Here is a 13927-nt window from a genome sequence, read left to right on the forward strand (position 1 = left end):
GAGGTGTGTCATGAAAAAAGTAATTTATTTTATCTTGGCGTGTAGTGTCTTCTTTTTATTACCATTTATTTTGTTTTTAGGTGTTTTTTCTTCAGGAGCTGATGGCGATTCTTCTCATTTTGATCCTGAAACGCCACAGGAACAAGTTGCGCTTGATGTTGCAAATTTTGTACAGGCTAACGGTGGCACACAACAATTTGCGGCTGCGTGGCTTGGAAACATGGAACATGAAAGTGGCTTGATTCCTTCACGTATTCAATCGGATTTACCGTTTAATGAAACCACTGCATTTAATCCTTCAATTGGCGGTTATGCAATGGGATTGGGTCAATGGGACTCAAGTCGGCGTGTTGACCTGTTGAATTTTGCTAAAAAGGGGAGTAAGGATTGGAAACTTACGGCAGTCCAAATGGACTTTGCTTGGAACCATGATGGCTCTGATAGTGAATTATTGAAAAAAATGTCAAAAGGTACAGATGTAAATACCTTAGCTGTTGATATTTTGAAACATTGGGAACGTGCAGGCACAAAAGATGATCCAATTGAACAGACTAAAAGGAAGACGAGTGCTAATAATTGGTATAAGAGACTTTCAACTGGTTCGATGGGAAATGGTTCAGCAAATATAGGTGGGGGAAAAATTGATGTTTTAGAAGCTGTGATGGGACAAACGATTAACGGCGGACAATGTTATGGCTTAACGGCATATTACGTTGAAAAGTTAGGTGGTCCACAAATGATGGGTTCAGGACATATGTTTGCGGGCGCTATTGGTAGTGACTATGATTGGGAAAAATTTGGTTGGAAAGTGATTTTCAATCCGAAAGCTTCTGATATAAAAGCAGGGGACGTAATCAATTGGCCGGGTGGTGAAGCATTGTCACCGGGAATATATGGTCATACTGGCATTATAACTAGCGTAGAGAAAGATGGAAAATTTACCACTTATGAACAAAATGCGGAACAAGGGCAAATTTGTGCGAAATACAATCGGCAGTGGGGAAGAGAATTTACAAAAGTTGCGAGTATCGTTAGAAAAAAATAGGAGGTTAGCGCATGTTTAGTAAAAATAGTTTGTTAACTAGAAGGCAGATAAAAGAAATTTGTATAAAGTTTGGCTGTAAGAAAAATGAATTTGTTGTTAGAAAATTTCAAGATGGTTTTCTAGTTTCTGTTAACAATAAAGAATATCGAGTGAAGTTTTCTGATGGAATGTTTTCTAAAATAGTTTATTTGAAAGAAATGAAACGTGTACCAAGATTGAAAGCAGGTACTGTATGAAGAAAAAATGGTTAGCTTTATTGTTGTTACATTTAGCGTTTTTTTTAGGTGCTTGCTCAAATAATAATGAGGAACAAACAACATTTTCCGCTACTGAAAGTGCTGTTAAGATGAAACCTGTCGATGGTATTGAAAAAACTAACGATACAGTCGATAGTAGTCAAGTTTCAGAAACGAAAAGTTCTGCTTCAAAAATGGTTACAGTTGAAAAAAGTAAAAAAACAGATAATGAGTTACTGCAAAAATATGGTGAAGCTTATGCCAATTTTTCTAGTATCAATGATCGAAACGAAAAAGTAAAAAAACTGATGACGAAAAAATGTATTCAAAAAAATGGCATTGATGTTAAAACCGCACTAAAACTTCAAAGCAGTGGGAAAGTAACTTCAATTTATCAAAATAACAAGGAAGAATATGCTGTACTGCTCGATTGTGTACAAAATGGTTCAAAAATTCGTATTATGTTATTAGTGAAAGTTAAAGATAATAAGATTTCAGAAATGACTTATAACACGCTAAAACAAGAATATTAAATAACGAAATTATTTAATATGATTATGAATCCTTATGATATAATATTACTATATTCCTAGGAGGATAAATGACATGAAAAAATGGTTGCTATTGTTAGTTGCAATATTTAGCATGATTACATTAAGTGCTTGTGGGTCAAAAATGGATAAAACGGGTGAAGAATTTAAGCAAGAAATTATGAAAGATTCTGCATATGGTGATGAATATAAAGAAGATGGATTTAGCTTTTTGATTTATAAAGATGAAGATAGTAATCGTTATCTTGCTAATGTATGGGTGCCAGTTAGTGATAAGGAAAGTGCGCTTGAGTATTATTATTTTTATGATGAAAATAAACGACTCGATTCTTCAAGAAGTGAAGTATCTTTTAATGATATGAAATCAAGTGGTAATTATGAAGTAATCTATAAAACAGGAAAGTTTAAGTAGAGTCAAAGACGAATAATAAAATTTACTGAAGCCGAAAATCGTTCGGTAATTAATGTGGGAAATATTTGAACATAGAGAGGGCATTGCTATATTAGCAGTGCCCTCATTGTTGTTAAAATTTAAAAAATGAGACGTTAACCATATTAGTAGTATCAAAAACTGGGAATGCATTATTATAGACTTTCTAGGAATAAGAAATCAGATATCAAGCAAAAAACATGGTTTCAAAAAGTTATGATTATAAGGAACTTAACTACTAGAATCAAATCTATTAAAGTTTTTGATTGATCTGTTTTTTTGATATTAAATTATTTAAAGATTGTCATCTTCTCGTACAGTTGGAGTTATAATAACAGGACCACAAACCGTAGGACTCATTCTAGAGAAACTCTCATTATAATAAGGGAATGTTTCAGCAACAATTTTGTAATCTATTCCTTTTTGATGACAAAAATTGATTGCTTTTTGATAGGCGTCTCTAGGGTTTTTACATTGTTTATATAGTATTCTGCTAGCTGGAAATTCAGTATCATTTTTGTGCTGAGCAACAAAAGATTTTAGCCACGTTTGTAAATCATTATCTTTGCTATCAGTTGTTTTTGGCTTATTGAGAGCTGTTTTGCTTTTCTCTTTAGATAAAGCGTGCAAGATAATTCTAGGGAGAGTTAAATTTTCTCTATTATAGATGGGTAAGGCAGTAGTTACGTTTCTTTCATGATTACTATTAGCAAATGTAATTATTTCTGTCATATCCGAAGTTATGTAATAGCCTAATTCTTCAATAAATTTTTTTACATTTTTTTTAGATTGAGCTCTAGGATCTAATATAGTAATTATTCCATAATCACTTTTACTCCGGATAAGCCTTCCCAGTCCTTGCTCAAGTTTAGTAAGCATCATAGGATGAATAAACTCATTATAGATTTCCTGTTTTTCATATCCTTGAGAAATTAGTTCGATATAAGGATCATCTGGAACTGGATAAGGTAATTTAGGGAGGATTAACTTATTCAAGGATGTCCCCTCTACTGAAAATCCTACAAAAAAACTTCCTGAGCCGACCAAAATGCTATTAACATCTTCTCTAAATTTATTACTGAGAAATTGGGTATCACTTTCCCCTTGAACATACACATTCTCTTTAATATCATCGATTTTTTTTAAATATTCCGATATAAGAGACACATACTCATTAGAAGTACAGAGAATAAGGGAGCCACCAACCATAGTATTTATTATTCTTGATAAATTTTTCTGAACTGAGAGAATATGTTGAGGACTGTTAGGAGAAGGGTAAGTTTTAGGTATATATACAATAGCTTGTTTTTTTAGAGAAAAGACACTAGGATAACCTGTATATCTATATTCTCTTGGAGATAATGACCAATTTGTATTTAAATCTGTTTCATAATCTTCTGTCGTCAAAGTACCAGACATAAAAATAATTTTTGAATTGGTGGATAGATAAGTAATATAATTCCTAAATTGTTTATTGAAATTAAGATCAACGAAATGTAAAGATAGATCACCTTTGTCGAATTGTACCCAGCATTTATAATTACTCTGATCCATAAAATTTGATAGATATTCGGATGCACTGCTAATAAGTTCTGCATCAGGAGTTTCATGCTTCTGTTTTGAAGTAAGATGAAGGTAATTTTCTTCTAAAATATCTTTTAATTGTTTAAGAGACTCTTTATCTTCGTCTTTAACATTATAGCGCATTGAAGAAGTTTCGGAATTTTCCTTTACATATTTTTTTTTAATGTTAGATAGCTTTGTTAGGATGCTAAGAAAATTATCTCTATTTTCAGAGATGTTTAGTTGTTTGAATTTTTTTAATATAAACACTTGTTCTAAACTTGAAAGGAAATTTTCTTTGAAAGAATGAGCTTCGTCAATTATTAATACGTTATCTCTAAAGTTTACAATTGGGGGGAATCCATTTCTTTGATTTATATAAGATTGATTTAATTGATTATGATTAGTTATTACAAGTTTGTAGTTTTTTTTGTATTCTTTCCTATGGCTATGACTATGACATGATGGATCATAACAGCCAGCGGAAAGGTTATCCATAGATAAAAATTTTCTTTTATTCTTATCGAACTCCGGATATAGTTCTTCTAATTCAGAAAATGTACCAGTTTTACAATTGCTAAAAAAAGAAGATAACAACAGTTGTTCTTGATAATTAAATCTATCCATATTTTCATAAAAGCAACTTTTACAGGTATAATTCGATTTCCCCTGCGCAAGTAGTTTTTGATTACTATTAATCAATGCCAATTGTTCTAATGTGACTGAATCAACGTCATATACTTGACTTTGGAGATTGATAGTGGAGGTTACATATAAAATATTATTTCCTTTTTCTCTGGTATAGACAGATGAAGGTACAAGTACTCCTAAAGATTTTCCTGTTCCAACCGGAGCTTCTAGGAACATAATATTTTTTCTTTCGTTAAATAGAAATTCCGCTACATCTAGTGCCATTTGTACTTGATGCTGTCGTGTACTATTTTTCTTTTGAAAAATGTGGGGAAGTCTTTCTTCAAAATATTTAAGTATCTCCATTGTAATATCTTTCAAAATGTATCCCTCCTCAGATATTAAAAGCTAATGTATAGTTTAACATATCTTTTTTTTTTAATAAAAATCATTAATTAAAAATAAAAGATACATAATCACTTAAAGATATAAAATATAGGGCATTGCTATATTAGCAGTGCTCTTTTTTTATGAAAGGAGGTAGGACTACTGCGGTCGTCAGATTTAAACCAGTATTTGCGAAGTTCTTATACAACAATTGATAAAAAAAGTTATTTACGCACGTTTCAAGTTTATTATGATCCAGTCAAGAAAAAAATGAGTAAGAAGAGTGTTAACTGGAAAGCCAAAAGATTTAAAAGTGAAAAACAAGCGTTACGCTATTTAAGAGAGCAGATAAAAGAAGAATTTCATACATATGCGATTTTTTCTGACGCGAAGAAATGTGAAACATTTGGTGAACTAACTGCTCTTTGGTTGAAGGCTTGGGCACCGACCGTTCGTCAAACAACCGTCCATTATCAAAAAGAAATTTACGCACGTTATTTACAACCGTATTTTACTAATGATTTGCGACTGCAACAGTTAACTCCTTTATTGGTGGAAGGAATATGGGCGGATATCTTAACTATCCGCTCGAAGCAAACAAAAAGGCTTTTAGAAAAAGCGACATTGGAAAAGATTCGCTCGTTACTAAACCAAATCCTTTCCTATGGTTACCGACATGACTTCGTCTTGTTTGATTTGAATAAGGTTGTGTTGAAAATCCCCAATGATCGTAAGATATTAGCGATTCAACGCAGGAAAAAGAAATTTCTAGAGAAAGCGGAAATCCGTACACTTTTACAGGCAATCGATGTGAAATATGAAAGAAATCATGAAATGAATAGGATGGGGAAATTATACTTGGATATGGCAGAATTTCTGATTCGAAATGGGTTGAGAATTGGTGAATTAAGTGCATTGACGGTTGAGAAAGTGGATTTTCATGCAAAGAAGTTAGTGATTGATGAAGCAGTGGTGGCTGCTGGGAGAACCATTGAACAGTACATACGAAATCCACCAAAGACGATTTCCTCCATTCGGGCATTCGGGAAATCGATCTGGATGATCGTTCGCTTGCGATTATTCGAAATCGAATTCAAATAAATGAAGCGAGGCAAAAAGAAATGAGGCAACGAGAAACAGGGACTTTTATAAAAACATATCAAAGAAAGAACCAGACTGCCTATCACAAAAAGGTAAAGGGTGCCGAACATTTTCTTTTTTCGACTACGATTTTTCAGACGCAAAATGGCACACCAGTTGTTTATCATTCGTTTAATGAATTTATGAATGGACGTGGAAGTAATAAAAAGCCAGTAAAATGTGTCAAAGATATCTTAAGGGAAAAATATCCCGAGTTTAATAAACATGTGACTACGCATACCTTTCGCTATACGCATATTTCTCTCTTGGCTGAAGCAGGTGTGCCAATCAAAGCTATCATGGATCGAGTGGGTCATTCCAATATGAAAACAACGCTAGAAATCTACAACCAGGTGTCTAGTACAACGAAAGAAAAAGTCATCCAAGAAGTCGATTCTTGGATTTTTTAGTGGATTTGTTTCTCAATTACAGTTAGTATGCTTTTATATGAGTGATCGAAAAGAAGGTCGAAAAATGGTACGACTTTTCGATGTAAGGAGAATTTAATTCAATGAATGAAACAACTAATTCCGCAGAACGTAAAACTTCTGCGTATATCCATATTCCATTTTGCGAGCATATCTGTTATTACTGTGACTTCAATAAAGTTTTTTTAGAGGGGCAACCAGTTGATGAGTATGTCGAAATGTTACTAAAAGAGATGGAATTGATGATGGAGAAACACCCTATAGCTGATTTAGAAACACTTTATATTGGTGGGGGGACACCAACTTCACTATCCGCACAACAATTGGATCGTTTGTTAGCAGGTGCCCGTGATATTTTACCTTTTCGATCTGGAAAGGAATTTACTGTTGAAGCGAACCCAGGTGATTTAACTCGTGAAAAGTTACAGGTTATGAAAAATTATGATGTGAACCGTTTATCTATGGGAGTCCAAACCTTTGATAATCGTTTGTTAAAGAAAATTGGTAGAAAACATACTGCAGAAGATGTATACCAAACAATGTCATTTTTGGAAGCAGAAAGCTTCTCTAATGTAAGTATCGATTTGATTTATGCTTTGCCTGGACAAACACTTGAAAATTATCGTGATACATTGGAGAAAGCATTAACACTAGATTTGCCGCATTATTCTTTATACTCATTGATTTTGGAAAACAAAACGATGTTCATGAATTGGGTGAGACAAGGGCGATTGGAGTTGCCTGATCAAGAAACAGAAACGCAGATGTTTGAGGAAACGATTGAAGCAATGGAACGACATGGCCGTCATCAATATGAAATTAGTAATTTTGGGCTGACCGGTCATGAATCACAACACAATCTAATGTATTGGAACAATGATCATTACTTTGGTTTTGGTGCAGGGGCAAGTGGGTATCTCGATCAAACGCGTTATCGAAATAAAGGACCAATCCAACATTATTTACATCCGTTGCGTGAAGGAAACTTACCAATTTTAGAAAAAGAGAAATTATCACGAAATAATCAGATTGAAGAGGAAATGTTTTTGGGTTTACGTAAAAAATCCGGTATCAGCAAACAACATTTTTATGATCGTTATCAACAAACGATAGAGTCACTCTACCAGTCAACATTAGATGCATTAGTGAAAGAAGACTTGTTAGTGAATGCGGACGAAAGAATTTATTTAACCTCCAAAGGTACATTTTTAGGGAACGAAGTTTTTGAAAAATTTTTGTTACCAAAAACGGAAATTAATAAATAAAAATTGTTTAAATTTAATTAAATAAAAAAATAATCACAAATAATTGCGTAGCGAGAAGTCAAAAAAATATTGATTTCTCGCTCTTTTTTGAATAAAATCTATCGTTAGCACTCGGAATGGAAGAGTGCTAAAAAATGATGTGTTTTTCTTGACAGAAAGCAGGCGGCTTGTTATATTAGTAAGTAGGTTAGCACTTAGAAGATAGGAGTGCTAATGAGAGGTGATGGAAGATGTTAACACAGAGACAAAGTGATATTTTGCGTCTGATCATCCAAAACTATACGAGTAGTGGCGTACCCGTTGGTTCCAAAACGCTAATGGCCGAGGGAATTGAAGCGAGTTCAGCGACGATTCGTAACGATATGAAGGCGCTAGAAGAAGACGGGCTACTATTAAAAACTCATTCTTCCTCTGGCCGAATTCCATCTGCAATGGGGTATCGTTATTATGTGGATCATTTATTAAAACCAACTCGTGTAACAAATGATGATTTGCAAGTGATTAGGCAGTCTTTAGGGAAAGAATTTCATGAGATCAACGAAATCATACGTCAATCTGCTGAAATCTTGTCTGAATTGACAAGCTATACGACATTCTCGTTGGGACCAGAAGTGAAAGATCGCCGATTAACGGGTTTCCGAATCGTTCCGTTAAACCATCGGCAAATCATTGCTATCGTGGTGACGGATAAAGGTAATGTTGAAAGTCAGGTATTTACTCTTCCAGCAAATTTGGGGAGTCAAGATTTAGAAAAAATGGTTCGGCTTGTTAACGACCGCTTGGTGGGAGATCCACTAATGACTGTTTATCAAAAATTACGAACAGAGATCCCAATGATCTTACATAAATATTTCCAATCAACGGAAGGTATCTCTTATTTATTTGATGCTGTTTTAGGTCAAGTATTTGAAGATAAAATTTATGTGAGTGGACAAATGAATCTACTTGATTATGAACCCCATCAAGATTTGAATCAGTTTAAGTCGATGTTTTCTTTAATGAGAGATTCCGACGAGCTTACTCAAATGATTGTTCCAATGGATAGTAATATTCATATTAAGATTGGCTCTGAATTAGGTAATGATTTGCTACAAAACATGAGTATGATTCAAGCAAGTTATGAAATTGATGGGCATGGTCGAGGAACCATTGCCTTACTCGGACCAACAAGCATGCCTTATTCACGAATGTTTGGTTTGGTTGATGTCTATCGAAAAGAACTAGCGAATAAGCTGGCTGATTACTATCGTTTGCTTGATTTATCTGGCTCATGATCGTAAGTCCGTATTTCTAAGATTGATAGCAGCTAATCTGATTTTTAGTATGAATAATCAAGACAGCTGACTGAATAATGAAAGGAAGACTGTATCGTGAAAGAAAACCAAGAGGAATTAGACAAAGAATTAAAAGACATCCAGCAAGATTTGGAAGTCGATACAGAAGCTGCGGAAGACTCAGGTGTTTCAGAAGTTGAAGTGGAAAATGTTGAAATCGTCAACTTGAAAGCTGACTTAGAAGAAATGGAAGATAAGTTCCTACGCGCCCGAGCTGAAATTGCCAATATGGCAAATCGCGGAAAAAATGAACGTGAACAATTGCAAAAATATCGTTCGCAAGATTTAGCAAAAAAATTATTGCCTTCAATTGACAACCTAGAACGAGCGCTAGCAACAGAAGTTTCAGACGAACAAGGTGCTAGCTTGAAAAAAGGTGTCGAAATGGTATTAGAAGGTGTCCGTTTTGCACTTAAAGAAGAAGGAATCGAAAAAATTCCTGCGAAAGGCGAAACGTTTGACCCAATGCTTCACCAAGCAGTCCAAACTGTTCCTGCATCTGATGAGTTGCCGGCAGATACGATTGTAGAAGTTTTGCAAGAAGGATACAAATTACACGATCGCGTATTAAGACCAACAATGGTCATTGTCGCGCAGTAATTCGTGCAACTATAAAATAAATTTTATTTAATAAGGAGACGTTAATATGACTAAAATTATTGGTATTGACTTAGGTACAACAAACTCTGCAGTTGCTGTATTAGAAGGAAACGAAGCAAAAATTATCGCAAACCCAGAAGGAAACCGTACAACACCTTCTGTAGTTTCATTTAAAAATGGTGAAATCCAAGTTGGTGAAGTGGCAAAACGTCAAGCTGTAACTAACCCAAATACAATTTCATCAATCAAACGTCACATTGGCGAACCTGGATATAAAGTAGAAGTGGAAGGAAAATCTTACACACCACAAGAAATTTCTGCAATGATTCTTCAATATATCAAAGGCTTTGCTGAAGATTACTTAGGTGAAAAAGTTGAGAAAGCAGTTATCACTGTTCCTGCATACTTTAACGATGCACAACGTCAAGCAACAAAAGATGCTGGTAAAATTGCTGGTTTGGAAGTTGAACGTATTGTCAATGAACCAACAGCAGCAGCTTTAGCTTATGGTTTAGACAAAACAGACCGCGACGAAAAAATCTTAGTATTTGACCTTGGTGGTGGTACATTTGACGTATCAATCCTTGAATTAGGTGATGGTGTCTTTGACGTACTATCAACAGCTGGTGACAACCATTTAGGTGGGGATGACTTTGATAACAAGATCATTGATTACATGGTTGCGGAATTCAAAAAAGAAAACGGCGTAGACCTTGGTCAAGATAAAATGGCTTTACAACGTTTGAAAGATGCTGCTGAAAAAGCGAAAAAAGATTTGTCAGGTGTTTCAAGCACTCAAATCAGCTTGCCATTTATTACAGCTGGCGAAGCAGGACCTTTGCATTTAGAAATGACATTGACTCGTGCGAAATTTGATGAATTGACAGCTGACTTAGTTGAACGTACAAAAATTCCAGTACGCCAAGCATTAAAAGATGCTGGTTTATCACAATCTGAAATCGATGAAGTAATCTTAGTTGGTGGTTCAACTCGTATTCCTGCAGTTGTTGAAGCTGTAAGAAAAGAAACTGGTAAAGAACCAAATAAATCAGTAAACCCTGATGAAGTTGTTGCAATGGGTGCAGCAATTCAAGGTGGCGTTATTACTGGTGATGTAAAAGATGTTGTTTTACTTGATGTAACACCATTATCATTAGGTATCGAAACAATGGGTGGAGTCTTTACTAAATTGATTGATCGTAATACAACGATCCCAACAAGTAAATCACAAGTATTCTCAACAGCTGCTGATAACCAACCGGCTGTAGATATTCATGTTTTACAAGGTGAACGTCCAATGGCTGCTGATAACAAAACATTAGGAAGATTCCAATTAACTGATATTCCTGCAGCACCACGTGGTATTCCTCAAATCGAAGTTACTTTTGATATTGATAAAAACGGAATCGTCAATGTATCAGCAAAAGATCTAGGTACTTCAAAAGAACAAAAGATCACTATCAAATCTTCATCAGGTTTATCAGACGAAGAAATCGAACGTATGGTAAAAGATGCAGAATCAAATGCAGAAGCTGACAAAGCTCGTAAAGAAGAAGTGGATCTTCGCAATGACGTAGATGCTTTATTATTCTCAGTTGATAAAACATTGAAAGAATTAGAAGGTAAAGTAGACGCAGAAGAAGTTCAAAAAGCAGAAGCGGCTCGCGATGAATTAAAAGCAGCAGTTGAAGCAAATAACATTGAAGAAATGAAAACAAAACGTGATGCTTTGAATGAAATCGTTCAAAACTTAACAGTTAAATTATATGAACAAGCTGCACAACAACAAGCACAAGAAAATCCTGAAGCAGCACAAGGCGGAGCAGACGATGTCGTTGATGCTGACTTTGAAGAAGTCGACGGTGACGACAAATAATTAGTTCCCTAGTGTGCTAGGAGTAGACCAAAACAGGAAACTTGGACTTAGCTGAAATCTGTAGATTCGGCTAAAGCCATCTTTTCTGGACTGTCTACCTATTCGTAAAAAAGAGAAGGCTATGGGGAAAGTCGATCCGACTTTTTGCCACAGTCTTTTTCTTTTGAAAGAATGCATGCAGCAGTTTTGGTTTCGTCTAAAATGTGATATGATTACAAGCGATGTGAATTTGATGTATTAGAACCAATAGGAGGAAAGCCTATGGCAACGAAACGTGATTATTATGAAGTCTTAGGAATTTCAAAAGGGGCTTCAGAAGATGAAATAAAGAAAGCTTATCGTAAACTTTCTAAGAAATATCATCCTGATATTAACAAAGAAGCAGATGCAGAAGAAAAATTTAAAGAAGTATCTGAGGCTTATGAAATTTTAAGTGACCCACAAAAACGGGCTGCGTATGATCAATATGGTCATGCTGGCACAGATCCAAATTATGGCGCTGGAGGCGGAGGCGGCTTCGGTGGCTTTGGCGGGTTCTCTGGAGGTGGAGGTGGCTTCGGTGGTTTTGAAGATATCTTTGACTCTTTCTTTGGAGGAGGCGGAGGTCGTTCAGTTGATCCGACGGCACCTCGCCAAGGAGCTGATTTGCAATACACAATTGATTTGAGTTTTGAGGAAGCAATCTTTGGTATTGAAAAAGAAATCAAATATAACCGCGAAGAAGTTTGTCACACTTGTCATGGGAATGGTGCAAAACCTGGTACGGAACCAATTACATGTCAAAAATGTCATGGTTCAGGGACAATCAATGTTGAACGTCAAACGCCACTAGGGCGCGTGATGAGTCGTCAAACGTGTGATGTTTGTCACGGTACTGGAAAAGAAATCAAAGAACCGTGTCCAACTTGTCATGGCTCAGGTCATGAAAAGAAAGCTCACTCTGTGAAAGTAAATGTACCAGCTGGTGTCGAAGAAGGACAACAAATGCGTTTAGCTGGTCAAGGTGAAGCAGGTGAAAACGGTGGGCCGTTCGGTGATTTATATGTAGTCTTCCGTGTAGAAGAAAGTAATATTTTTGATCGTGATGGTTCAGAAATCTATTACGAATTACCATTAAGTTTTGTACAAGCAGCTTTAGGAGATGAAGTTCAAGTTCCAACTGTTCATGGGGATGTTAAATTAAAAATTCCAGCAGGGACACAAACAGGAACAAACTTCCGTCTTCGCGGAAAAGGTGCACCTAAACTACGTGGTGGTGCAACAGGTGACCAACACGTGAAAGTGAAACTAATTACACCGAAGAACTTAAATGAGCAACAAAAAGAAGCGTTACGCTCATTTGCTGAAGCAGGTGGAATGAAAGTCGAAGAACAGCAAGAAGATGGTTTTTTCGATAAGATGAAGGATGCTTTTGGCGGAAAAAAGCGTAAATAATAAAACGGTGAAGTCGACAAATATGTCACTTCACCGTTTTATTGTTTATCTGCTTACTTAATAAAGTGAACTTTTTGAAAATAAACTGAATCAAAAAACGGGTTGTGATACACTCGTAAGTCCTTTGGTAATGAAGGACACGAGTGATAAAAAGAAGTGCTTAGCAATGATTAGTTCTTCTAGAATATGAATCAAAAAAGCATCGTCAAAATCTTGTTCAAGATTTTGACGATGCTTTTCATGTTTTGAAACTGTTTCAGGTTCTCTGGTTAAATATCTAAAACTTTATCTAGGAAATCTTTTGTGCGTTCGTTTTGTGGATTTTCAAAAATTTGTTCAGGTGTTCCGTCTTCAAGGAAGTTTCCGCCGTCAATGAACATGACACGATTAGCGACTTCTTTGGCAAAGCCCATTTCGTGAGTAACGATAACCATGGTCATTCCTTGTTTTGCAAGTTTTTTCATGACGTTCAGAACATCACCGACCATCTCTGGATCAAGTGCAGAGGTTGGTTCATCAAAAAGCATGATGTCTGGGTTCATTGCTAATGCACGCGCAATCGCAACACGTTGTTTTTGTCCGCCTGAGAGCATTTCTGGTGACATATCTTTTTTATCAGCTAAGCCAACTGTATCTAATAGCTTGATGGCTTTTTTTTCTGCTTCTTCGCGAGATTCCTTTTTCAAATCCATTGGCGCAAGAATAATATTTTCTAAAACAGAAAGGTGAGGGAATAAATTAAAGTGTTGGAACACCATTCCGATATGCTGACGAACAAGATTGATATTTGTGTTTTTATCCATTAAATGAGCGCCGTCGATGATGATGTCACCATCCGTTGGCTCTTCTAGACGATTTAAGCAGCGTAGGAAAGTACTTTTTCCTGAACCAGAAGGGCCGATGATACAAACGACATCGCCTTCGTTGATTGAGACGTTGATATCATTTAATACAGTATTTTCACCATATTTTTTTACAAGATGTTCAACTAAGATTTTTTCTGACATC

General features: G+C 35.6%; 11 protein-coding genes and 1 pseudogene. 10 read left to right on the forward strand and 2 right to left on the reverse strand.

The features are described 5' to 3' along the window. The first annotated feature begins 10 nt into the window (after window positions 1-10). The 4 genes from AC4BD1_RS05165 to AC4BD1_RS05180 all read left to right on the forward strand — a co-directional run bounded on the left by AC4BD1_RS05165 (window position 11) and on the right by AC4BD1_RS05180 (window position 2244). Window positions 11-1045 (forward strand): phage tail tip lysozyme, encoded by a 1035-nt coding sequence (locus AC4BD1_RS05165; RefSeq protein WP_490485937.1) that lies wholly within the window; start codon window positions 11-13, stop codon window positions 1043-1045. A gap of 11 nt (window positions 1046-1056) precedes the next feature. Further along, complete coding sequence (locus tag AC4BD1_RS05170; RefSeq protein WP_490485938.1) at window positions 1057-1281, forward strand: hypothetical protein; 225 nt, start codon at window positions 1057-1059, stop codon at window positions 1279-1281. Continuing rightward, the gene (locus AC4BD1_RS05175; protein ID WP_490485939.1) at window positions 1278-1814 is read left to right on the forward strand and encodes an EF0163 family protein; all 537 of its coding nucleotides are present in this window, start codon (window positions 1278-1280) and stop codon (window positions 1812-1814) included. The genes AC4BD1_RS05170 and AC4BD1_RS05175 overlap by 4 nt, the downstream gene beginning before the upstream one ends. Before the next feature lie 73 nt (window positions 1815-1887). After that, window positions 1888-2244: a hypothetical protein gene (locus AC4BD1_RS05180; RefSeq protein ID WP_490485940.1), complete on the forward strand. Its 357-nt coding sequence runs from the start codon at window positions 1888-1890 to the stop codon at window positions 2242-2244. 312 nt (window positions 2245-2556) lie between these two features. Here the strand turns inward: AC4BD1_RS05180 and AC4BD1_RS05185 are convergent, their stop codons facing one another. Further along, on the reverse strand, window positions 2557-4836 hold the full coding sequence (locus AC4BD1_RS05185; RefSeq protein WP_490485941.1) for an ATP-dependent DNA helicase: 2280 nt from the start codon (window positions 4834-4836) through the stop codon (window positions 2557-2559). A 168-nt stretch (window positions 4837-5004) separates the two neighbouring features. Here AC4BD1_RS05185 and AC4BD1_RS05190 point away from each other — a divergent pair. From AC4BD1_RS05190 to dnaJ, 6 genes and pseudogenes are all read left to right on the forward strand, one after another. Next, window positions 5005-6392 (forward strand): annotated as a pseudogene (locus AC4BD1_RS05190) (tyrosine-type recombinase/integrase). A gap of 101 nt (window positions 6393-6493) precedes the next feature. Beyond that, window positions 6494-7675, forward strand: coding sequence for a radical SAM family heme chaperone HemW (hemW, locus tag AC4BD1_RS05195; RefSeq protein ID WP_490467164.1), 1182 nt, complete (start codon window positions 6494-6496; stop codon window positions 7673-7675). Between the two features lie 230 nt (window positions 7676-7905). Further along, window positions 7906-8949, forward strand: coding sequence for a heat-inducible transcriptional repressor HrcA (gene hrcA / locus AC4BD1_RS05200; protein ID WP_490467165.1), 1044 nt, complete (start codon window positions 7906-7908; stop codon window positions 8947-8949). Window positions 8950-9045: 96 nt separating this feature from the next. Next, entirely contained in the window at window positions 9046-9609 is a 564-nt protein-coding gene (grpE, locus tag AC4BD1_RS05205; protein ID WP_490467166.1) for a nucleotide exchange factor GrpE, read from the forward strand. Window positions 9610-9655: 46 nt separating this feature from the next. After that, window positions 9656-11485, forward strand: a complete 1830-nt coding sequence (gene dnaK, locus AC4BD1_RS05210) for a molecular chaperone DnaK (RefSeq protein ID WP_206909906.1) — start codon at window positions 9656-9658, stop codon at window positions 11483-11485. Between the two features lie 261 nt (window positions 11486-11746). Further along, a complete protein-coding gene (gene dnaJ, locus AC4BD1_RS05215) occupies window positions 11747-12919 on the forward strand; it encodes a molecular chaperone DnaJ (RefSeq protein ID WP_206897730.1) in 1173 nt (390 codons plus the stop codon). Between the two features lie 269 nt (window positions 12920-13188). Here dnaJ and AC4BD1_RS05220 read toward each other — a convergent pair whose 3' ends face one another. Further along, window positions 13189-13926: an amino acid ABC transporter ATP-binding protein gene (locus tag AC4BD1_RS05220; RefSeq protein WP_206908847.1), complete on the reverse strand. Its 738-nt coding sequence runs from the start codon at window positions 13924-13926 to the stop codon at window positions 13189-13191. Between the last annotated feature and the right edge of the window lies 1 nt (window position 13927).

This window comes from Enterococcus sp. DJ147D b, assembly GCF_058216655.1.

Excerpts from the sequence above, each read along its gene's own strand:
- dnaK (WP_206909906.1), top strand. The coding sequence starts at position 9,656 with ATGACTAAAATTATTGGTATTGACTTAGGTACAACAAACTCTGCAGTT.
- hemW (WP_490467164.1), top strand. The coding sequence starts at position 6,494 with ATGAATGAAACAACTAATTCCGCAGAACGTAAAACTTCTGCGTATATC.
- dnaJ (WP_206897730.1), top strand. The coding sequence starts at position 11,747 with ATGGCAACGAAACGTGATTATTATGAAGTCTTAGGAATTTCAAAAGGG.
- AC4BD1_RS05165 (WP_490485937.1), top strand. The coding sequence starts at position 11 with ATGAAAAAAGTAATTTATTTTATCTTGGCGTGTAGTGTCTTCTTTTTA.
- AC4BD1_RS05170 (WP_490485938.1), top strand. The coding sequence starts at position 1,057 with ATGTTTAGTAAAAATAGTTTGTTAACTAGAAGGCAGATAAAAGAAATT.
- AC4BD1_RS05220 (WP_206908847.1), bottom strand. The coding sequence starts at position 13,926 with ATGTCAGAAAAAATCTTAGTTGAACATCTTGTAAAAAAATATGGTGAA.
- hrcA (WP_490467165.1), top strand. The coding sequence starts at position 7,906 with ATGTTAACACAGAGACAAAGTGATATTTTGCGTCTGATCATCCAAAAC.
- AC4BD1_RS05180 (WP_490485940.1), top strand. The coding sequence starts at position 1,888 with ATGAAAAAATGGTTGCTATTGTTAGTTGCAATATTTAGCATGATTACA.
- AC4BD1_RS05175 (WP_490485939.1), top strand. The coding sequence starts at position 1,278 with ATGAAGAAAAAATGGTTAGCTTTATTGTTGTTACATTTAGCGTTTTTT.